At 69.3% G+C, this 21,348-nt stretch carries 19 protein-coding genes and 1 pseudogene; 15 read left to right on the top strand and 5 right to left on the bottom strand.

From position 1 onward, the window contains the following. Positions 1 to 218: 218 nt before the first annotated feature. The 3 genes and pseudogenes from ABT034_RS13520 to ABT034_RS35330 form a co-directional block, all read left to right on the top strand. On the top strand, positions 219 to 2,003 hold the full coding sequence (locus ABT034_RS13520) for a cytochrome c biogenesis protein DipZ (protein WP_351214521.1): 1,785 nt from the start codon (positions 219 to 221) through the stop codon (positions 2,001 to 2,003). 171 nt (positions 2,004 to 2,174) lie between these two features. Next, positions 2,175 to 3,065, top strand: a complete 891-nt coding sequence (locus tag ABT034_RS13515) for a DUF4394 domain-containing protein (protein ID WP_351214519.1) — start codon at positions 2,175 to 2,177, stop codon at positions 3,063 to 3,065. Positions 3,066 to 3,329: 264 nt separating this feature from the next. Next, positions 3,330 to 3,374 (top strand): annotated as a pseudogene (locus ABT034_RS35330) (hypothetical protein); the annotation flags it as partial. A 219-nt stretch (positions 3,375 to 3,593) separates the two neighbouring features. Here ABT034_RS35330 and ABT034_RS13505 read toward each other — a convergent pair. Beyond that, positions 3,594 to 3,971 carry a TipAS antibiotic-recognition domain-containing protein gene (locus ABT034_RS13505; protein WP_351214517.1) on the bottom strand — a complete coding sequence of 126 codons (378 nt, stop codon included), beginning with the start codon at positions 3,969 to 3,971 and terminating at the stop codon, positions 3,594 to 3,596. 177 nt (positions 3,972 to 4,148) lie between these two features. Here ABT034_RS13505 and ABT034_RS13500 point away from each other — a divergent pair, with 177 nt between their 5' ends. Further along, positions 4,149 to 4,292, top strand: a complete 144-nt coding sequence (locus ABT034_RS13500) for a hypothetical protein (protein ID WP_351214515.1) — start codon at positions 4,149 to 4,151, stop codon at positions 4,290 to 4,292. Between the two features lie 181 nt (positions 4,293 to 4,473). Beyond that, complete coding sequence (locus ABT034_RS13495; protein WP_502972906.1) at positions 4,474 to 4,713, top strand: chaplin; 240 nt, start codon at positions 4,474 to 4,476, stop codon at positions 4,711 to 4,713. Between the two features lie 276 nt (positions 4,714 to 4,989). On the opposite strand, the gene ABT034_RS13490 is transcribed toward ABT034_RS13495, so the two are convergent. Continuing rightward, positions 4,990 to 6,768, bottom strand: coding sequence for a glycoside hydrolase family 3 protein (locus tag ABT034_RS13490; protein WP_351214511.1), 1,779 nt, complete (start codon positions 6,766 to 6,768; stop codon positions 4,990 to 4,992). Positions 6,769 to 6,801: 33 nt separating this feature from the next. Then, positions 6,802 to 8,079: an MFS transporter gene (locus tag ABT034_RS13485; protein WP_351214509.1), complete on the bottom strand. Its 1,278-nt coding sequence runs from the start codon at positions 8,077 to 8,079 to the stop codon at positions 6,802 to 6,804. Positions 8,080 to 8,338: 259 nt separating this feature from the next. Between ABT034_RS13485 and ABT034_RS13480 the strand changes: the two genes are divergently transcribed. Further along, a complete protein-coding gene (locus ABT034_RS13480; RefSeq protein WP_351214507.1) occupies positions 8,339 to 9,010 on the top strand; it encodes a TetR/AcrR family transcriptional regulator in 672 nt (223 codons plus the stop codon). Positions 9,011 to 9,172: 162 nt separating this feature from the next. Here ABT034_RS13480 and ABT034_RS13475 read toward each other — a convergent pair whose 3' ends face one another. Next, the gene (locus ABT034_RS13475) at positions 9,173 to 10,003 is read right to left on the bottom strand and encodes a glycoside hydrolase domain-containing protein (RefSeq protein ID WP_351214505.1); all 831 of its coding nucleotides are present in this window, start codon (positions 10,001 to 10,003) and stop codon (positions 9,173 to 9,175) included. A gap of 392 nt (positions 10,004 to 10,395) precedes the next feature. On the opposite strand from ABT034_RS13475, the gene ABT034_RS13470 reads away from it, so the two are divergent. The 8 genes from ABT034_RS13470 to ABT034_RS13435 all read left to right on the top strand — a co-directional run bounded on the left by ABT034_RS13470 (position 10,396) and on the right by ABT034_RS13435 (position 19,389). Beyond that, positions 10,396 to 11,757 (top strand): alanine racemase, encoded by a 1,362-nt coding sequence (locus ABT034_RS13470; RefSeq protein WP_351214503.1) that lies wholly within the window; start codon positions 10,396 to 10,398, stop codon positions 11,755 to 11,757. 50 nt (positions 11,758 to 11,807) lie between these two features. Continuing rightward, entirely contained in the window at positions 11,808 to 12,788 is a 981-nt protein-coding gene (locus ABT034_RS13465) for an ornithine cyclodeaminase (RefSeq protein ID WP_351214501.1), read from the top strand. After that, positions 12,785 to 14,236 (top strand): MATE family efflux transporter, encoded by a 1,452-nt coding sequence (locus tag ABT034_RS13460; RefSeq protein ID WP_351214499.1) that lies wholly within the window; start codon positions 12,785 to 12,787, stop codon positions 14,234 to 14,236. Before ABT034_RS13465 ends, ABT034_RS13460 begins: the two co-directional genes overlap by 4 nt. After that, a complete protein-coding gene (hisC, locus tag ABT034_RS13455) occupies positions 14,233 to 15,375 on the top strand; it encodes a histidinol-phosphate transaminase (RefSeq protein WP_351214497.1) in 1,143 nt (380 codons plus the stop codon). The genes ABT034_RS13460 and hisC overlap by 4 nt, the downstream gene beginning before the upstream one ends. Further along, on the top strand, positions 15,372 to 16,355 hold the full coding sequence (locus ABT034_RS13450) for a PLP-dependent cysteine synthase family protein (protein WP_351214495.1): 984 nt from the start codon (positions 15,372 to 15,374) through the stop codon (positions 16,353 to 16,355). Before hisC ends, ABT034_RS13450 begins: the two co-directional genes overlap by 4 nt. Positions 16,356 to 16,437: 82 nt before the next feature. Further along, positions 16,438 to 17,463, top strand: a complete 1,026-nt coding sequence (locus ABT034_RS13445; RefSeq protein WP_351214493.1) for an ABC transporter substrate-binding protein — start codon at positions 16,438 to 16,440, stop codon at positions 17,461 to 17,463. 82 nt (positions 17,464 to 17,545) lie between these two features. Beyond that, positions 17,546 to 18,574 (top strand): FecCD family ABC transporter permease, encoded by a 1,029-nt coding sequence (locus tag ABT034_RS13440; protein WP_502972911.1) that lies wholly within the window; start codon positions 17,546 to 17,548, stop codon positions 18,572 to 18,574. Then, on the top strand, positions 18,574 to 19,389 hold the full coding sequence (locus tag ABT034_RS13435) for an ABC transporter ATP-binding protein (protein WP_351214489.1): 816 nt from the start codon (positions 18,574 to 18,576) through the stop codon (positions 19,387 to 19,389). Before ABT034_RS13440 ends, ABT034_RS13435 begins: the two co-directional genes overlap by 1 nt. A gap of 127 nt (positions 19,390 to 19,516) precedes the next feature. On the opposite strand, the gene ABT034_RS13430 is transcribed toward ABT034_RS13435, so the two are convergent. Then, complete coding sequence (locus tag ABT034_RS13430) at positions 19,517 to 20,170, bottom strand: carbonic anhydrase (RefSeq protein ID WP_351214487.1); 654 nt, start codon at positions 20,168 to 20,170, stop codon at positions 19,517 to 19,519. A 198-nt stretch (positions 20,171 to 20,368) separates the two neighbouring features. Here ABT034_RS13430 and ABT034_RS13425 point away from each other — a divergent pair, with 198 nt between their 5' ends. Then, entirely contained in the window at positions 20,369 to 21,250 is an 882-nt protein-coding gene (locus tag ABT034_RS13425; RefSeq protein WP_351214485.1) for a DUF2382 domain-containing protein, read from the top strand. Positions 21,251 to 21,348: the final 98 nt, after the last annotated feature.

The following is a 21,348-nucleotide window of genomic DNA, read 5'->3' as shown; positions in this document are numbered from 1 at the left end:
GGTCCTCTCAATAGGCACGTGCTGTTCACACCATCGTGGCCGAACTAGCAATTGGCGCCATGATCCGCCGGACAGGCCCTAGCGGCCTGAGCCAGAGGCGCTGCCGCTTGAGCTCGGCGCACACGGCCGGTCGATCTACACAGGGCCATGCCCATCCAGGGGCGATTTCGTGACGAATAGGTGTGAAGAAAGCTATTCGGACAATCGAGGCGGTCGCCATGCTCACCCTGGTCCTGATCGGTCTGCTGGGCGGCCTCATCACCGCGGTCTCTCCCTGCATCCTGCCGGTCCTGCCTGTCGTGTTCCTCACGGGCGCCCCCGGCAAGGACGCATCTGCACCACGCGAGGCCGCGGCGTCGGTGGGTGTTGCCCGGGCCGGAGCGGGGGTCGTCACGGCCGATGCCCCGCGGGAGGCGCCGCGGCCACCGGCCCGCAACCACCGCCCCTACGCGGTCGTCGCCGGCCTGGTGCTCAGTTTCAGCTTCTTCACCCTGCTCGGCGTCACGATCATCACCGCACTGGGGCTACCGCAGGACATCATGCGGTACCTCGGCCTGTCGCTCCTGATCCTGATCGGACTGGGCCTCATCCTCCCGCCCGTCGAACGGCTGCTGGAGAAGCCGTTCGCGCGGATCCCTCAGCGTCGGATCAACAAGGAAGGCAGCGCCTTCGTCCTGGGTCTGGGACTCGGACTCCTCTACGTCCCCTGCGCCGGCCCGGTCCTCGCCGCCATCACCGTCGCCGGTGCCCGGGGCGAGATCAGCGCCGACATCGTCGCTCTGACCCTGGCCTTCGCCGTCGGCACAGCGATCCCGCTCCTCGTCTTTGCTCTCGCGGGCCGGCGGGTCGCCGAGCGTGTCGCCGCCTTCAGGACCCGGGCGCGGAAGGTGCGGATCGTCTCCGGCGCCCTGATGATCGCGCTGGCCTTCGCCCTCGCCTTCGACGTCACCACAGCGCTGCAGCGGGCGCTCCCCGACTACACGGCCTCCGCGCAGAAGCAGGTGGAGGACAGCGACGCTGCCCGGCAGCAGCTCTCCGGGCTCTACGACGACTCCAACGAGGAGCTGTCCCGCTGCGAAGACGGTGTGAACGAGCTCCGCTCCTGCGGCCCGGCCCCGCCGATCGCCGGCATCTCCGCGTGGCTCAACACGCCGGAAGGCCGACCGGTCGACCTCGCCTCCCTGCGCGGCCGTGTCGTTCTGATCGACTTCTGGACCTACTCCTGCATCAACTGCCAGCGCAGCCTGCCGCACATCAAGGACTGGGACCGCGCCTACCGTGACAAGGGCCTGACCGTCATCGGAGTCCATTCCCCCGAGTTCGCCTTCGAAAGGGATGCGGGAAACGTCGCCGACCAGACCCGCGAGTTCGGGATCACCTACCCGGTCGCCCTCGACAACAAGCTGGACACCTGGGACAACTACCGCAACCGGTTCTGGCCCGCGAAGTACCTGATCGACGCGCAGGGAACAGTGCGCCATTTCACCTTCGGTGAAGGCCGGTACGCCCAGACCGAGGAACTGATCCGCGAGCTCCTCGCGGAGGCCGACCCCGGAACCCGGCTCCCGCCGCCCACCGGCCAGGTCAACGACCAGCTCACCGAAGGCCGTACTCCCGAGACGTACCTGAGCACGCACCGTATCCGCGGCTACACCGGAACGCCCGAGCTCACCGCGGACAAGGCCGTCGCGTACGCCTTCCCGCCCGGGGGCGTACCCCTGAACAAGGTCTCCCTGGCGGGCACCTGGACGGCCTCGTACGAGCAGTTGACCACCGGCCCGAACGCCCGCCTCGCCCTCACCTACCGGGCGAAGAACGCCAACCTCGTCCTCGCGGGCGAGGGCACCGTCACGGTCCTCGTCGACGGCAAGCAGACGAAGTCGCTCCAGGTCCGGGGCACACCGACGCTCTACCGGCTCACCGACCACGACACGGCCCGCGAAGCCCGGCTCGAACTACGCCTGACCCCGGGCCTGCAGGCCTTCGCGTTCACCTTCGGCTGACCGTCCGTGACGACGAGGGGGAGCCGTGACCCGGTCGGAGCAGCCGGGAAGTCGCACCTTGACCCAAGCGGGTGGGTTCTGCGGCCTTGACACGTCCGGCACGGCAGCGGCCACGAATCCCGGCCGAGACGTTCGGCCGGTCCGGCCGAGGCATCCGATCCAGGAGTGAACATGCGCCATCGCACCGCCGCCGTCACCGCCACCGCCACCGCCACCGCGGTACTGGCTGCCCTGTGCGCGGCCTGCGCGGCCCCCGCGCTCGCCGCTGCCGGCGGCCGGTCGCAGACCCTGCCCGCGACCGACCACAAGGGGCTGACGGCGATCGGTCTGACCGCCGACCAGCGTCTGGTCGAGTTCCACGTCCACAAGCCCGCCAAGACGTGGTCGCTGGGCAAGGTGACCGGACTCCGCGGCGACACCAAGCTGATCGGCATCGACTTCCGCGTCCAGGACGAGAAGCTGTACGGCGTCGGAGACAGGGGCGGCGTCTACACCCTGGACACCATGAACGCCTCGTCGCGGAAGGTGTCCCAGCTGACCGTCGCCCTGACCGGCACCGTGTTCGGCGTGGACTTCAACCCGGCCGCGAACCGGCTGCGGGTCGTCTCCGACACCGGGCAGAACCTCCGCCACAACATCGACGACACGGCCGCGCCGCTGACGACCGTCGTCGACGGCCGGCTCACCAACCCGACCATGCCGCCGTCGACCGCGAGGGGTGTCACCGGCGCCGCCTACACCAACAACGACCTGAACACCGCAACCGCGACGACCCTGTTCGACCTCGACACGATGGCCGACCGGATCTCCCTGCAGTCCCCGGCCAACGCCGGCACCCTCGCCCCCACCGGCAACCTCGGCGTGAACGCCCGCCCCGACGCCGGCTTCGACATCCACACCCACCCGGCCACCGGAACGAACCACGGCTTCGCGACCATCAACACGGGTGGCGGCTACCGCCTGTACAGCGTCGACGTCCTGGCCGGCAAGGCGGCCGACAAGGGCGCCTTCCCGATGAAGCACCAGGTGACCGACCTGTCTCTGCCCATCAACCAGCGATAACCGGACTCTCAGTCCGATGGACCGCCCTCTGTCCACGAGGGCACGAGGGCGGTCCCGCGCGACGTCTCCGGAAACTCTGCTGCAGCACCAACCGGATCGTCGACATGGTCCCCTGAGCGGTGGCGCGGGACCCCGAAACGAGCTTCCTGCGGGTGTGTACGGCGGAGCAGACGGAGACAGGCGTGCACATCATCGACACGGTGCCCATGCCGAAGTGAGAGACCGCCCGGGCCCCGGGACGCAGCTTCGCGCGCCCCGGGCAGGGTGGGTGGTGTGATCGGCGCAGCCGGCGTCACCCTGGCCGCCACCTTCGCGGCCCTCACCGTGATGCCGCTTCTCTACCTCGCCCAGATCGGGTGCATCATCGCGCGTCGGTGTCCTGATCGACACGCTGCTGGTACGCCTCTTCCTCGTCCCGGCCCTCATCCTCGACCTCGGAGACCGGCCCTGGTGGCCCGCCGCTCCGCGCCAGATCTTCAGACGGTGATGCAGAGCTCGCCCATGCATGTCCTGGCCCGTGTCGCCCGACTACGCCGAAGCCTCGGTCCCTGCGCGGGGGGCGAACCCGCTTCCCTGCTCGGCGAACACCTTGATCGCGGCGCCCAGGAACTCCACCATCCCGGGGTGGTAGGAATCGTGGAACGCCCTCATGGCCTCGTCCTCGGCGTAGAAGAGCGACATGCCGACGTAAGCCTCCCTGGAGGGGGTGTAGAAGCGGCAGACGATGTCGAAGTGCCTGCGGACGAGCTCCTGTATCTGCTGGTCCCCGGGCAGGAAGCCGCCGTCCAGGAAAGGCGTGACCTCCCGGTACAGGACGTCCCAGTCCTGGTGGACCCGCTCCCTGTCCACATGTTCCCAGTCGTTGGTCCCGGCAAGGCTCTCCGCCTGCTCCTGGGCCAACGACATGTCGACATCGACCGACCGCCGATGATCAACTGCCGGTCCAGGCCGACGGTGAGACGCAGCCACCGGGTCGGCAATCCATTTCCTGGACCCTCCGGCGCGTCGCATCGCCTGACAGGCCCATCCACGAGGACGTTCGCGACGAATGACATGTGACAGACATCGAATGCGGTGAGTGAGATGACCGACGAAGAGTTTCTTCGCCTCCTCCAGGAGGCGAAGGAGGAAGCACGCAAGAACTTGCTGCCGCCCGTCATGACCGAAGGCGAGTCGCTCTACGAGGTGCTCGGGCGGCACGCCGAATCGGGCGCGGCGGCCCACTGAGCGCGGTGGTGCGAGGGCGGCTGACCACGGCTCGTGCGCCGAGCTGCTGCTCCCTTCGAGTGAATGCGATCCCCTCGCCCAAGCCGGGCCGCCACCACGGCCGAATCAGGAGCACGGACCTCGTCGGGGTCCGTGCGGCGCTCGTCGCGTCGGTGGGTGGAAGAGAACGAGGAGTTGTGCGATGTCTCGTGGATGGATGAGCGTCGGCCTGGCCGTGGCGGCGGGAGCGGCGGTGGTCGGTGGCGCGTCGGCGGCTTCGGCGGACAGCTGGTCCGGGGGAGTGGCGGCGTACTCGCCGGGTGTCGGATCGGGCAACGTGATTCAGGTGCCGGTGCACGTCCCTATCAACGCGTGCGGCAACACGGTGTCGGTCATCGGACTGTTGAACCCGACGTTCGGCAACGTCTGTGTGAACCACTGAAGGTGAAGGACGCCGGCGCCCTCCGCTGACGTTCGGGGGCGGAGGGAGCCGGAAGGCCCGGATGGCGATATGCCCTTGGCAGCGACAGGCAGAGGCCAGGGGCCGGCCGCGAGCCGGAGCGGACGGGGGCCAGCGGCCCCCGTCCCGCTCTCACACCTGGAGATCTCCATGTGTGACAGCCGGGCGGTTCAGGAGCCTTCCGTCAATGTCCTCGCCGTTGACCACCAGTCAGGGCGACGCCGCCCTGACTGGTGGTCGGGTGGACGGGTCGGTCGGTCAGACGTCCAGGCCGGCGCCGTACGGGAAGAGCGGATCGGCGGTGTCGTGCGGCACGTCCGGGCGGGAGCTCTCGACCGCGGCCATCGAGCGGGGCATCTCGAACGGCAGCCGTCCCTCGGCGCGGGCGCGGCCGAAGACCACGTCCAGCAGGGCCGCGTCGCTCGCGCCGTAGTCGGCGATGAGCGCGGCGGCGCGTTCGGCGATCTCGGGGACGACGGCGGGCCGTTCGAGGTTGAGGAACACGAGGGTCGGCACGGTGTCGAGCAGCCGCAGGATCGGCGTGAGTTCCTCCTCGGTGAAGTCCAGTCGTCCGGAGTGGAACAGCGCCTCGAAGCGGTTGTCCCGCGGCTCGTACGGCGTGTGCAGCCGCAGTACGGCCAGGTCCGCCTCGGCCGCGTCGCCGACCACGTCCCCGTAGCGCGATGCGGTGCGGGCGTCGACGCCCTCCACGTACAGCTTCGGGCGTGGCGAGGTCACCGGCAGGGTTCGGTCACGGTTCACCAGGACGGTCAGGGAGCGGCGCTGGGCGGCCTTGCCGGCGCTGCGGAACTCACCGGCCCCGACGATCTCCTCGGCCAGGTGGGGGTCGACGTAGGGGTTGTCGAAGAGGCCCAGGACGAATTTTTCGCGCAGCAGGCGGCGCACCGAGACGTCGAGCCGTTCCTCGCCGATCCGGCCGGAGCGGACCAGTTCCACCACGATCTCGGGGCACGCCTCGCCGCCGAACTGGTCGGCGCCCGCGTCGATGGCCTTCGCCGCGCGCTCGGCGACCGTGAGGTGCTCGACGCCCCAGGCGCGGGCCTCGTGCACCTCGCCGAAGATCTCGTGGTCGGTGAGCAGGCCCCAGTCGGTGCAGACGATGCCGTCGAACCCCAGCCGCTCGCGCAGCAGACCGGTGACGACGCCGTGGTTGAAGCCGAAGCCGACCTCTTCCCAGTCGGTGCCGATGGGCTGTCCGTAGTACGGCATGATCTGCGAGGCTCCGGCGGCGATGGCGGCCTTGAAGGGAGCCAGGTGGTACTCGCGCATGCCGCCGGGGTAGATCTGCTCCTTGCCGTGCGGGAAGTGCGGGTCCTCGCCGTCCTTCTGGGGGCCGCCGCCGGGGAAGTGCTTGACCATGGTGGCCACACTGCCGGCGCCGAGCGTCTCCCCCTGGAAGCCGAGGATGTACGCCTGGACCAGCTCGCTCGTCAGGACGGCGTCGGCGCCGAACGTGGCCGACTGGCGTGACCAGCGGGGCTCGGTCGCGAGGTCGATCTGCGGGTGCAGGGCGACGCGCAGGCCGACCGCGAGGTATTCACGGCGGGCGATGTCGGCGAAACGGTGGACGAGTTCGGGGTCGCGGACGGCGGCGAGACCGGTCGGCTCCGGCCATGCGGAGAACGCTCCGGCGTTCATCGAGGCGCCGATGTTGGTGGTGAAGGAGTGGCGGGGGTCGGTGGAGACGGTCACGGGGATGCCGAGACGGGTGCCGGCGGCGAGTTCCTGGACGGTGTTGTGCCACTGCGCCATCTGCCGGGGCCCTGCCGTGCCGAACAGGTTGAAGTGGCTCATCAGCTTCGAGTGGATCGCGCCGGTGGTGTCCGCGGGGACGAACGCCTCGTCGCCGGCCTCGACGGGCCGGCCGTCGGGGTGCAGCGGGAGCATGGTGTGGAAGAGCAGCCCGGCCTTCTCCTCCAGGGTCATCCGGGCGAGGAGGTCGGCGACGCGCTCGTCGACGGCGAGGGAGGAGTCCTGGTAGGGGTGGCCGTCATCGCGGGCGGCGAGGGCAGGCATCGGATTTCTCCTGGTGGGTGAGGGGGCGGTGCTTCAGCGCACGCTGCGGATCGGGAGGACGGACAGGGCGCCCAGGACCGTGATCACTGCGCCGGTGACGAAGAGCGCGGTGTAGCCGCCGAATGAGGCGACGACCACCGAGGCCATGAAGGGGGCGATGATCTGGGGACCCGCGTTGGCGATGTTCAGCACGCCCATGTCCCGGGCGGCATCGTCCGCGCTGGGCAGGACGAGGGTGACCAGAGCGGTGTCCACCGCCATGAAGCATCCGAAGGACAGACCGGTCAGGATGCCGAAGGCGAGCATCCCGGGCCAGGTGGGGCTGAGGACCGGGATCATCATGCCGATCGCGGTGAAGGCGCAGGAGACCGCGATGAACGGCTTGCGGCGGCCCACGCGGTCCGAGAGCACACCGCCGACCACGGTGGACAGCAGCGTGCAGACCGCGCCGATCGGGGCGAGGATCGCCACCGCCCCGGCCGGGGAGAGCCCCTCGGGCAGGTCGACGTGGTCCTGGAGGATGTACAACTGATAGAGCACGACGGCGAAATAGCCGAGCATCAGCAGGAACCTGCCGATGAAGGCCCACCGGAAGTCGCCCTCCCTCATGGCGGAGCCGAACGCGGCGAGCTGGCGCCCCAGGGACTCCGTCGGAGCGACGGGCACCTTCCTTTCCCGTACCAGGGCGGTGAACAGCACGGCCACGACGGCGATCACCGCGCCGAGCACGAGGTAACCCGTTCCGACGTCCTTCACGAACGCCGACGCGACCGTGACGCCGATGATCGTGCCGACCGGGGTTCCGATGCCGACCATGGCGGAAGCCAGGCCACGGCGTTCCATCGGCACCCGGTCGGGAACGATGGCGGTGATGGCGGCCTGGTAGACGTTCATCGTCGCCTGCACCAGACACCAGCCGACGGTGACCAGCAGGATGCTGCGCACCGCGCCGAGGAGGGCGAGGGCTCCCAGCGCGGCGAGTCCGCCGCCGAGTATCCAGGGATTGCGCCGCCCGGAGCGGTCGGACAGCAGCCCGGCCAGCGGGTTGAAGAGGGTCGCGAACACGGCGGCGACGCCGGAGACCAGGCCGAGGTTGGCGACCTTGTCCGCCGGGTTCAGCGCTTCGACCTGTACGGGCAGCAGCACCTGGCCGACACCCATGTAGATCATGAACATGGCGGTGTTGCCGACGGCGAGGAGGCCCAGCAGCGGGCCCAGCCGCTCGGCGGGCCCCCGGGCCGGGGCCTCGCCGGCCGGATCCGGCGGTTCTGCCGCGGAAGTGTCGTGGGTTGCGGGTCTGGAAGTGCTCATGTCCAGCCTCCTCAGGGGCGGCTCATGCGGGGCGGGGCAAGCAGAGGGGGTGACGGATGCGCCGACGGCCCCCGCGCGACACCCCCTACGGGAGAGGCGTTGGCGGGGATGACACGTGTCAACTGGGGGCAGGTGAGTGCGTTGACATCGTGTGGGCGAGCACAGAGAACCACGAAACCCGAGTGGCTAGTAGGTTTTCAGCAAGTGACCCACGTCACTTGGGTGCGGGTGGTCCGACCGCCGGACTACGGTGATCCGCATGGATCGGACCAACGACCGGCCTCCCCGGAACGGACCCAGGACGCGCGGCCCCTATGCCGTCGGCGACGAGCGGAGGCGGCGCATTCTCGACGCCGCCGTCGAGCACTTCGCACGGTGGGGCTTCCACGCCTCCTCCCTGGCCCGTATCGCGAAGGAGGTCGGCGTCACGCAGGGTGGTCTGCTGCACCATTTCCGCAGCAAGGAGGACCTGCTCGTCTCGGTACTCGAGCGCAGCGAGGAACACGACGTCGAGCATTTCTTCGCCGCGGAGTTCGACTCCGCGGCGGACTGCTTCCAGCGCCTGATCGACCTCGTCACGTACAACAGCCGCCGCCCGGGCCGCACTCGGATGTTCAACGTCCTGCTCGGCGAGTCCTCCGAACCCGGGCACCCCGCACACGCCTTCTTCACGCGCCGCTACGACACGATCGTCACGCGGCTGGCCGGTACTCTCCGCGGCGCGGTCGGCACGGGCGAGCTCCTCCCGGACACCGACTGCACGGCGACAGCCCAGGAACTCCTCGCCGTCATGGACGGACACCAGCTCCAATGGGCCCTGGCCCCGGACTCCGTCGACATGGCACAACGGCTGCGCACCTACCTCGACAGGCTGTACCGGTCGATCTCCGCCACCGGCGAGCCCTTGCCGTCGAAGGTGCTGCCCGACTGACTCGTCGGGCAGCACAGAGGCTCAGCCGGCCGGTGCCAGCCCTCTGACACCAGCCGAACGCCAACTGGACGGGCCGCTACCGGCCTTGTGTGAGACCACCACGCAGATCGGGGCGGGAAGGACGGGGTCAGGACACTCGGGAGCCGCCGGCGCCGGCGCTGGTCAGCCGATGATGGCGACCGGGGCGTCCCAGGCGTTGCGGTCGACGGTGATGGTGTGGCCGCCGCGGGTTTCCTTGCTGTTGGCCTTGTACTGGTGGCCGCGGCTGTGGTCGGTGTACAGCTTGGGGTCCCAGGGCCAGTCCTTGGTGGTGGTCTCCTGGCCGTTCCACAGGGCGTACCAGAGGTTGCCCGGCAGGTTCGTGCGGTCCTTGGCGGTGGCGATGGCCTTGGCGCTGGAGGTGCTGAAGCCGTAGAGGCCGGCGCGGTAGGTCTTGGCGCGCAGGGTCTTGGTGAAGGACCGCACGTAGGTGAGGGTGGCGTCGTTGCATGCCTTGTCGGCGATGTCGTACGACTCCATGTTGAGGTAGATCGGGCTGCCGGCCTTCATGCCGAGTGCCGAGGCCTTGGCGATCGCGTCGTTGGCGTTGCTCGCCCCGACCGATGCGGCGGTGGTGGCGGTGAACCTCTCCTTGTTGCGGCTCTTCTGGCAGGGCGGCTGGGCGCCGACGTAGAGGGGGATGACCCGCCAGCCGAGCGTGTCGACCGACTTCACCCAGGACTTGGTCAGGTTGGGCTGGGCGCAGCCGCGGTTCCTGCCACCGACGTAGACCGCGACGCCGCCGTAGTAGGCGTCCTTCTTCCATGCCTTCATCGCGGTGAGCGAGGGTGCCGTGCAGGCGTCGAACGCCCGGCCGGTGTAGGTCTTCTGTGCCGGCCACGCAGGGGCGGCCATCGAGGTCTGCGCCGCGATCCCGGCGCCTGCCACGACGACGACACCAGTCGTCGCCATGGCGATGTAGCGGCCCTTCTTGGACAACCGGTGCTTCGGCATTCCCCACCCCACACATGATCTGGCCCCGGTCCTCCGGAGCCCGCCCAGCCTATCCACGTACGACCGCATCACAGCGACTGGCCAGGGCCTTCCAGGGTTCTAGGAGACGATTCAGCCTAGGGAGTCCGGTGCTCAAGGACCAGGGTGGTTGCCCCGCGCTGGGCGACGGTCCACCGCAGGGGTGGGGTGCTGGCGTCCGCCTCCGCCGCGCCTACTTCGACTGCTCGCGTCGCAGCTCGACGGATTCGCTGACCCTGTATCTGATTCGTGGCGTTTATGTACCTTTTGGACCTCGCCGGCCAGGCGTCTTCCACGAGCCAGTATTGAAAATGAGTGTCATAATCGTATAGAAGTACGGGGTGCTCATCTCACAACAAGTGCTGGAGCGCCCGATGGTCGGAGTCCGGCCCTTCGCGCTCACCGCACTCCGGCATCCCACGGTCTCCACGCTCCTGGCGGACCACCGCGTCCTGCTCGCCGACCTTCTGGACGGCCTCGGGTCACCGCTGCACATCGTGCTGCCCGGGATCTTCGAGGAGAACGTCGTCGGACTCCGCCAGGCGTTCGCCGAGGCGGGTGCCACTGCCGACATCCTTTTCGCCAAGAAAGCGAACAAAGCCGACTGTTTCGTCACGTCGGCCGCTTCCCTCGGTGTCGGGATCGACGTGGCCAGCGCTCCCGAACTGGTCAAGGCCCTGGCCGGCGGGGTTCCTGGACACCGGATCGGGATCTCCGGCCCGGAGAAGGACGACACGCTGCACGCCCTCGCCGTGCAGCACGGCTGTCTGGTCGCCGTCGACTCGATCAGTGAACTCCGCAGGCTTGCCGCGACCGCGCGGCTCGCGCAACGGCAGGCGAGTGTGCTGCTGAGGTCCCGGACGGTCGGACAGCCGGCGAGTCGCTTCGGGCTTTCCGCCGCTGAACGAGAGGCCGCTGTCGGTCTGTGTGCGGAACTCGCCGACCGCATCAGCCTCCGGGGATTCTCGTTCCACCTGAACGGCTACTCCACAGCGGAACGCGCGACCGCGGCGAACGAGATGATCGAGCACTGTCTCGACGCCCGGCGGCGCGGCTTGCTCTCCGCGGAACTGGTGAACATCGGCGGCGGGTTGCCGGTTCGCTATGTCGAGCCGCGGCTCTGGGACGAGTTCCTTGAGCAGAACAGGCCGGCCCACTACCACGCGGCCAAGCACTTCCAGGACTTCTATCCGTACGGGGGGCAGACCGCGGCCCAGGCCGTGCGCGCGATCATGACGCACCCGGTCGACGGGGACGAAAGCCTGGCGGCGAAGGCGGAACGCAACGGCGTCCGCTTCGTGGTCGAGCCCGGCCGGGCCCTGTTGGACCAGGCCGGATTCACCGTGTACCGGGTGCAGCAGGTCGACGACCGGCGGGACACCGACGGGTACGCCGTCGTCACCGTCGCGGGCAGCAGCTTCAGCCTCTCCGAGCAGTGGTTCAACAGCGACTACCTGCCCGACCCGCTGCTGATGTCCGCCCAGCCGGCCGCGGATGAGTCGTTCCCGGCCTGTGTCGCGGGTTCGACCTGTCTGGAGAGCGACCTGGTCACCTGGCGGAAGATCGGCTTCCCGCGACCCGTACGCCGCGGCGACCACCTGGTCTACCTCAACACCGCCGGCTACCAGATGGACTCCAACGAATCACCGTTCCATGAGGCCGCACTGCCGATGAAGGCCGTGATCCGGCTCGGCGAGGGCGGGGCCCCGCCGCGCTGGCGCCTGGACGGAATCTGATGCGGCCTCGAACCAATCCGATGCGACCCCCAATGAAGGAGAAGCCTCGCATGTCGCAGAGTTGTGCCCCACCCGGGCAGTTGTGGCTGTTGCCGCAGTCCCAGCAGGAAGGACTCGCCCTCGACCGTCGCCAGGTGATCGAGGTCGTCGAGCAGGCGTACCGCGCGCTGCGTGAAGGCGGCTCGGACAACCCGGTCAAGACGATCATCGACGATCCCAGCCACCGCTCGCTGAGCTATTCGATGGTGGCCAGGGACGGCGGCAGCGGCACCGTCTGCTTCAAGGCCGTCTACGAGTTCGACCCGCGCCGCACCCGCGACGGCTACCGGTTCCACTCGTTCGTCTTCCTCGTCGACGACACCACCGGTGCCCCCATCGCACTGATGGACGTGGTGAAGCTCGGACCGCTTCGGTCCTCGGCCACCACCGCGCTGTTCGCCCGCGCGGCCTGCCCCGAGGCACGAAGCGCCCTGGTCGTCGGTACCGGCGTCCAGGCGCAGACGGCACTGCCAATGCTGCTCGCGGCCTTGCCGAAGCTGGAGCGGCTGCAGGTGTTCGGCACCTACCCAGAGGGTCTGCGCGCGGTCCAGGACGGCGTCGAGGGCCGCGAGGTCGAGATCGTCACGGATCTCAGGGAGGCCGCCGGCGAGGCGGACATCGTGATCGGCGCCGCCGGCCTGTCCGTCACACAGGAGGTCCGGCGTGACTGGATGAAGCCGGGCTCGGTCGCGGTACTCCTCGGTTACGGCGTGCACGCCGACGTGTGCCACGGCGCCGACTACCGGATCGCCACCGACACCGCGCAGATGCTCGCCACCTGCGACGACCTGCGGGGCGAAGACGGGTCCCTGCCACAGGTCGATGCCCAGCTGCCCGACATCCTGCTCGGCCGGGCACCCGCCCGCCGCCGTCCGGAGGACGTCGTCTTCGCCTACAACAGCGGTATGGCGGTCACGGACGCCGCGCTGGGCCGGTACATAGCCGATCTCGCGCTGGCGAGTGGGCGCGGGGAAAAGGTCGACTTCTGGTGAGCAGTACTGAAACGACCGGCGTGGCCGGTACCACCGGCACGGCACAGGGCGGTGGCGGTTTCGGCTGGTGGGTCAGGAACTCGCGGACGCTGCTCAAGCTCGCGTTCCCGCTGATCCTGACCAACTTCGCCTATGTCGCGCTGACCACCGTGGACATCGTGATGCTGGGCAGGCTCGGCGCGGTGGAGATCGCCGCCGCCGGTCTGGCCATCGCGCTCTTCAACCAGCTGCGTACCACCGGCACAGGCCTGGTCACCGGGGTCAGCAACTTGGTGGCCGAGGCGCGGGTGCGGGGCGACCGCGAACGCGTCGGGGCGCTGCTGTTCGCGGGATTCTTCTGGTCGACCGTGTGCGGGGTGGTGTTCTGTGCGGCGCTGCTGCTGATCGGTCCGCTGCTCGTCCTGCTGGGGCAGGACCCGATGGTGGTCGAGAAGGCAGGCGAGTTCCTGATCGTCCTGGCGCCGGGCATGCTGCCCTGCCTGTGGTTCCAGAACCTCCGGCACTTCACCACCGGCCTCAAGCGGCCCGGCCCCCTGCTGGCCATCACGCTGGTCTCGGTCGGCGTGACCATCGGCCTGAACTACGTGCTCATCCACGGCAAGTTCGGCCTGCCCGCGTTCGGCTTCGTCGGCGTCGCGATCGCCACCGTCACCGTGTTCCTGCTGTCCTTCCTGGCGTTCGTCGCGGTACTCCTCCGCGACAGCGTCCTGCGCCCCTACCTCACCTCGCCCGGCGCGCGGCGCTGGAACGGGGACGCCGTACGGTCCGTCTGGCGCCTGGGCCTGCCGATCTCGGGGACGTACGCGTCGGAGGCCGGGTTCTTCAGCGTGCTCACCCTGGTCATCGGTTCCCTGGGCGTCGAGGCGCTGGCCGCGCAGACCGTGCTGAACCAGATCGTCTACATCGTCTTCATGATCTCCGCCGGCCTGTCGCACGCCGCGTCGATTCACATCAGCGAGGCCGACGGCGACGACGACTATGCGACAGCTCGCCGAATGGGGCTCCTCGGCACGGCCTGGGGCGTGATCGCGACGCTGCTCGTCGCCCTCGTGTACCTGGCGATTCCGGACACGATCGTGTCCTTGTTCATCTCGGCCGAGCACGCCGGCAACGCGGACATCGTCGCGCTGACCGTGACCGGACTGCTGATCGCCGCCCTCATGCAGGTCTTCGACGCCACACAGAACATCGGCAACGGCATCCTGCGCGGCATCGGCGACACCGCCGGACCCTTCCGGATCTCCCTCGTCGGGTACTGGCTGATCGGACTGCCCGCGGGCTACCTGCTCGGGGTGACCGCCGGCTGGGGCGTCGAGGGCGTCTGGACCGGCCAGACCATCGGCCTCGCGGCCACCGCCGCCATCCTGCTGGTCGCCTTCCTGCGCCGCGTCGACCGGCTCCACCGGGCGACGTCCAGCGCACCCGTCCCGCGATCGGAGCCGTCATGAACCACGCCCTCGCACCAGCCGCTTCGTCCTCCTTGATACGCCGGGAGGTGGCGGGCCTGCCCAGCTACGATCCCGGCGCCGACCCGGACGAGGTGGCTGCCCTCAGCGGCGGCCGCCGCGTGATCAAACTCTCCAACAACGAGAGTCCGTTCGGCAGCTCTCCCGCGGTCGCCGAAGCCGTACGCCGGGGCCTGGCCGACGGCGTCTCCCGCTACCCCGACCCCACCGGCAAACGGCTGACCGAGGCCATCGGGAAGAGCCTGGACGTGCCTGCCGACCATGTCGTGCTCGGCAACGGCTCGGAGAACATCCTGGAACTGCTGTGCCGGGCCGTACTCGATCCCGGCGACCTGGTGACCACCCAGGCGCCCGGGTTCAGCCTGCACGAGACCTTCCCCCGCGTCATGGGTGCCCGGGTCGAAAAAGTGCCGGTCACCGCCGAGTTCGGGTTCGACACGGCCGCCTGGCGCGACGCGCTGGCCGCAGGCCCGAAACTCGTCTTCCTCGCCAACCCGTGCAACCCCACCGGCGCGATGCTCAGCGCCGGCCAACTGCAGCAGGTCGTGGCCGCCATCCCGGAATCGGCCCTGCTGGTGCTCGACGAGGCGTACGGCGAGTTCGCCCGCTGCGACCCGGAGTACCCCGACGGGCTGGAGGCTCTGCGCGGCCTGGACCGGCCGTGGATCGTGCTGCGCACCTTCTCCAAGGCGTACGGCCTGGCAGGCGTCCGGGTGGGGTACGGCATCGCCTCCGACGCCGCTCTGATCCAGGCCCTGGACCGGGTCCGTACGCCGTACAACGTCAACCAGCCGGCCCAGGACGCGGCCATCGCCGCCCTGGGCGACCACGCGCATCTGGCGCACACGGTCCGCCGTACCGCCGCGGAGATCGCCAGGGTCACCGACCGGCTGCGCGGCGCAGGACTGCGCGTGGTCCCGTCCTCGACCAACTTCCTCTTCATCGACACCGGCCGCCGCTCCGACGGGGTCGCCCAGGAGCTGCACCGCGCCGGAATCATCGTCAAGGCGTGGCGTGAGCCGGGATACGAGACCTACATCCGAGCCTCCCTGTCCACCCCCGAGGACAACGACGTCTTCGTGCGGTGTCTGACGGAGATATGCGCGAAAGACACATCATGATCAAATCTAAAATATCCGATCTGATCGGGCGGACGCCTCTGCTCGAACTGTCAGTTGCGGACGGTTCGGCAACCGTCCTGCTGAAGATGGAGCAGTTCAACCCCACCGGCACCGCCAAGATCCGCATGGCCAGGAACATGGTGGACGAGGCGGAGGCGGCGGGGCTGCTCGCCCCCGGCGGGTGGCTGGTCGAGTCCACCTCCGGCAACACCGGACTCGGCCTGGCGCTCATCGCCGCCGAACGCGGATACAAGTTCACCGCCGTGGTCGACAACCACTCCAGCGCGGACAAGCTGCGCGGGATGCTCGCCTACGGCGCCGACATCCTCAACGTCGCCGGGGACGAGGAAGGCCTCGCCACCGCCGAACGCGACACCGTGGCCGAGCTGCTCGCGGCCGAACAGGGCGCGTACTGGACCGCCCAACACCGCAATCAAGGCAACCCCAACGGGTACCGGCCCCTCGCCCGCGAACTCCACGACGACCTCGGCGACGGCATCGACTACCTGTACGGGGCCGTCGGTACCGGCGGCTCGCTCTGCGGCACCGGCCGCGTCCTGCGCGAACGCATCCCCAACCTGAAGATCATCGGCGTCGAGCCGGTGGGATCCGTCGTCTTCGGCGGCAAGGGCGCGCCCTACCACCAGTCCGGCACCGGCACGCCCGAAGGCTCGGAAATCGGCGGCGTCGTCGACTACGAACTGTTCGACGAGGGTGTCAAGGCCAGTGACTCGGAAGCCTTCGAGACCTGCCGCTTCCTGGCCAGGAACTTCGGCATCCTGATCGGCGGCTCGGCGGGCGGCGTGGTCTACAAGGCCCTGGAGCAGGCGCAGAGTTCCGGCCCCGGGACCACCATCGTCGTGCTGGTCTGCGACGGCGGCGACAAGTACCTGGACACCGTGTTCAACGACGACTGGATGGCGGCCAACGGCCTGTTCGACGAGCAGGTCGTCCGCCGGCTGGCCGCGATGCTGCGGTAGCGCCCGACCCGACCGAATGATCTGAACCCCTGGCGGAGCCGGGCCCTCCTGCCCCCCCCTACGAACTGGTACTTTACCGCTGATGAAAACGAAAACGATTACCGTAATAACGGCCCTGGCGCTGCTCGCGGTTGCGGGATGCACTGCAGATCCGGCCGCCGATACCGGCGAGCGGGCAACGGCGACGGGGACGGGCGCGGCGACCTCCTATCCGTTCACGCTCAAGAACTGCGGCACCGACGTGACCTACAAGGCCGCTCCGAAGAAGGCCGTCACCCTGAACCAGACCGCCGCCGAGATCCTCATCCACCTCGGCGTGGGTGACCGGATCGCCGGATCCGGCTACGAGATCGAGAAGACGCCGGCCGCCGTCGCCGAGCAGTACGAGAAGATTCCGCAGCTCTCGGCGCCCGGGCAGGAGATCAAGCACGAGAAACTGCTGGAAGCGCAGCCGGACTTCGTCTACGGCTCCTTCGCGAGCATGTTCACCGCGGAGCAGTCCGGCGACCGCAAGCAGCTGCACGACCTGGGCGTGCCGACCTACCTGACCGAGTTCGACTGCTCGTTCCACGAGAGCGTGGCGGGCGCGGACTTCGAGATGCTGTACGAGGAGTACCGCCGACTGGGCAAGATCATGGGTGTGCCCGCCGCCGGCGAGAAACTGGCGACCGAGCAGAAGGCCGTCGTGCAGAAGGCCTTGGGCGACGTCAAGAAGCGGGACAGGCCGCTGAAGGTGATGTGGTTCTACTCCACCTATGAGGGCACTCCGTGGGCAGCGGGCCCCGGTGGTATGCCGCAGCACATCTCCGAACTCGTCGGTGTCGAGAACGTCTTCGCCGACGCGAAGACCAAGTGGGCCGAGGTGAGCTGGGACGAGGTCGCCGCCCGGAACCCGGACGTCATCATCCTGGCCGATCTGACCAGGGGCGAGCCCAACGACACCGCGAAGGAGAAGATCGACCTGCTCAAGAAGGACCCCCTCACCAGCAAGCTCGCCGCGGTGAAGGGCGACCGGTTCATATCCATCCCCGGCTCGCACATGGATCCCAGCTACGGCAGTGCCTCCGTGGTGCCCGCGCTGGTCGACGGCCTGCACCGGCTCGGGTGAACCGCCCACCACGATGACGAAGACCTCACGCAAGACCGTCGCGCCCACCGGAACCACGATCACCAGCCGTGAAAACGTTCCGGTGCGCCGGCGGCGCGCCTCGACGGTGGCGCTCTTCTTCCTGGCCGGGGCCGGGCTGCTGGCGTCGGTCGTCGCCGCGTCGCTGTTCGGGAGCGCGGACATCCGGCCCCTGGATGTCGTCTCCACCATCCTCCGCCATGCCGGCCTGGGCAGCCTCGCCCCCACCCCGCCGCTGCCCGGGCTGCTGGACGCCCTGATCTGGGAGTCGCGCTTCCCGCGTGTCCTGCTGGCCGCCGCCGTCGGTATGGCCCTGGCGGTCTCCGGCGCGGTCCTGCAAGCCGTCACCAGGAACCCCCTGGCCGACCCCTACCTGCTGGGAGTCTCCTCCGGCGCCTCCACCGGTGCGGTCGCCGTGCTCCTGCTGGGCATCGGCGGCAGCATCTCCCTCTCGACCGGCGCTTTCGTCGGCGGCCTGGTCTCCTTCGGCCTGCTGCTGGCCCTGCTCGGCGGGGGACGCGTCGCCAGCCCCTCCCGCGTGGTCCTCACCGGCGTGCTCGTGTCCCAGTTCTTCGCCGCGGTCACCTCGGTCATCCTCATGGTCAGCGGGGACGCCAACTCCACCCGCGGCTTCACCTACTGGCTGCTCGGCACCCTCGGTGGTGCCCGGTGGGAGGGGGTGACCGTCACCGTCGTGATCGTCCTGATCGGGGTGCTCGCCGTGCAGTTCTTCGCGCCGGCCCTCGACGCCTTCACGTTCGGGTGGGACTCCGCCGCCGCCTTGGGGATCAACGTCACCGCGGCCCGCGTCTGGCTGATGGTGCTGACCTCGGTCATCACGGCAGCCGCCGTGGCGGCCTCCGGCGCGATCGGCTTCATCGGGCTGCTCATCCCGCACGCGGTCCGCATCCTGGCCGGCCCGACGCACCGCACTCTGCTTCCCCTGTCCGCGATCACCGGCGCCATCTTCCTCATCTGGGTGGACGCGTTCGCGCGGACGGCGTTCTCGCCCCACGAGCTTCCCGCCGGCGTCATCACCGCGCTTCTCGGCGCCCCTGCCTTCGCGCTGCTCCTGAAGCGTCTGGAGTCCTGATGGGCCGTATCACCACCACCCAACTCTCCTGGTCGGTCAAAGGCCACCAGTTGCTGGACAACATCGAGATGGCGGCTCACGACGGGAAGACCATCGGCCTCCTCGGCCCCAACGGTTCAGGCAAGTCGACCCTGCTGCGCCTGCTCGCCGGACTGCGGCGGCCCCACACCGGAGCCGTCCGCTACGACGACACCAGCCTGGACGACCTCAGCCGCCGAGTGCTGGCCCGACGGCTCGCCGTCGTCGAACAGGACGTGTCCGCCCCCCACCACGTCACCGTCCGCCAGGTCGTAGAACTCGGCCGGACACCCTTCCGTGGCCGCTTCGACGCTCTGACCGCGCACGACCGGCGGATCGTCGACGCGGCACTGGAACGGACCGACCTCACCGACAAGCAGCACCGCAGCTGGCACACCCTGTCCGGAGGGGAGAAACAGCGCGCCCAACTCGCGCGCGCCCTCGCCCAGGAGCCCCAGGAGATCCTGCTCGACGAACCCACCAACCACCTCGACATCCGCCACCAGCTCGAACTCCTCGACCTGCTGACATCACTGGACGTCACCTGCGTCGTCGCCCTGCACGACCTCAACCTCGCGGCCCGGTACTGCGACCACGTCGTCGTCCTCGACCACGGACAGGTCGCAGCCGCGGGCGCCCCGGAGGCCGTGCTGACCCCGGAACTGATCGAGTCGGTCTACGGAGTCGAGGTGCTCGCCGACCGCGAACACACCACCGGCGCCCTCCGCATCACCTACCTGGCTGCCACCGCCACGCGAACGGCTGCCACGAAGACGGTGCCACTCGATTCCCGGTAGAACTCACCTGCTGGTCTTGATCAGCCGGTGTTCCCCTGCTGACCGACGACGGGATCCGACCGGCGCCGCGCCCTCCGGAGTTCCCGGAGAAGAGCGACGCCGGGTCAGATGCGGGTGGCGGGTGGTGTCACCGGGGCGACGGCGCGTCGAGGACGGCGTCGTCGCTTTCGGTGATGTCGCCGCGGGAGGTCACCAGGCGTGCGCTGCCCTCGGCGAGCTGGTAGCCGAGACCGACCACGGCGACCTCACCGGCCTCGACCTGCTGCGAAAGGAGACGGGAGCGGTCGATGAGCAGGTCCACGGTGTGCCGGATGTGCTCGTCGATGATGTCGCTGTCGCTGGTCAGACCGGCCGCCCGGGCGGCGAGGATGCTCGGGGTGACGCGTTCGACCACGTCACGGACGAAGCCGCCGGCGGAGAAACCTTCCTCCACCGCCGCGCGGGCGGCGGCGACGGCCCCGCACGAGTCGTGGCCGAGGACGACGACCAGACGGGCGCCGAGCACGCTGGTGGCGTACTCGACGCTTCCCAGCACCTCGGGGCCGAGCACATGGCCGGCGGTCCGTACGACGAACAGGTCCCCGAGTCCCTGGTCGAAGATGATCTCCGCGGCGAGGCGCGAGTCGGAGCAGCCGAGGACGACGGCGAACGGGTCCTGACCGGGGGCCAGCTCGGTGCGGCGGGCGGCGTCCTGGTTCGGGTGCTCGACCGTGCCCGCTACGAAGCGCTTGTTGCCGGAGAGGAGGGCGTCGAAGGCGATGTGGGGTGAAGTTCTGGGCATACCCGCAGCCTATGATCCGGCCTCGCTCCACGCCCGGCCGGGTGCCCGTTGACGCGCGCACACTTCACCCCGGCGCCCAGGACGGGTGTTGAGTGCTCAACCGGTTATGAATCAACCAAATATGCTCGGATATGGGTGTTTTCATCTCCTGGGGGCGGAAAGTCGCGCGGTGACCGCGACAGAATCAGGAGGGCCATCATGATCGCCCAGGAACAGATCCCCGCGGTGGTGGACCACCCGGTCTACGACACCCAGGGCAAGAAGATCGGCGACGCCAAGCACGTCTACGTGGACGACGCCACCGGTCGCCCCGAATGGGTCACCGTCAAGACCGGGCTGTTCGGCACCAGCGAGTCGTTCGTACCGATCAAGGACGCGTCCATGGTCGACGACCACCTGGAGGTCCCGTACCCCAAGGAACGGATCAAGGACGCCCCCCACGTCGACGTGGACGGCGGCGGTCATCTGTCCACCCACGAGGAACGGCGCCTGTACGAGCACTACGGCATCGCCTGGGACGAGGCCTGGCAGCGGGCGAACCAGCCCGGTGACGGCGGCTGGGCGTACGGCACGGCGGACACCGGCACCGCCAGGAGCGGAGACGGCGACGCGGCCCGCGCCCGCGCCGACAGCGGCACGGCACGCACGGGCGACGACGCGATGACCCGCTCCGAGGAGCAGATGCACGTCGGCACCGAACAGGTCGAGACCGGCCGCATCAGGCTGCGCAAGTACGTCGTCACCGAGAACGTCCAGCAGACCATCCCCGTCAGGCACGAGGAAGTCCGCGTGGAGCGCGAGCCCATCACCGAGGCGAACCGCGACCAGGCCCTGACCGGACCCGAGATCTCCGAGGCCGAACACGAGGTCACCCTCCACGAGGAGCGCCCGGTCGTCGAGACCCGGGCCGTCCCCGTCGAGCGGGTCAGCCTGCGCACGGACGAGATCACGGAAGAGGAGACGGTCGCCGGCCAGGTCCGCAAGGAGCGCATCGACATCGAGACCGAGGCGGTCGACGACGCCGAAGCGACCGACGAACTCCGCGAGCGCCGCGGCCGGACGGACGAGGGCCTTCTCTGACCCCTCTGCCGGACGAGACCGATCCGCAAGAACGCACGAGCCCGGAGGAACGACGGCCATCCGGCCGCTGCTCCTCCGGGCCGTCGACCTGCCGACCG

It is taken from the genome of Streptomyces sp. NPDC002773, assembly GCF_040295605.1.
Taxonomy (GTDB): Bacteria; Actinomycetota; Actinomycetes; order Streptomycetales; family Streptomycetaceae; genus Streptomyces.
Note: the sequence above shows the minus strand (reverse complement) of the source record. Positions and strands in the feature narration are given on the sequence as shown.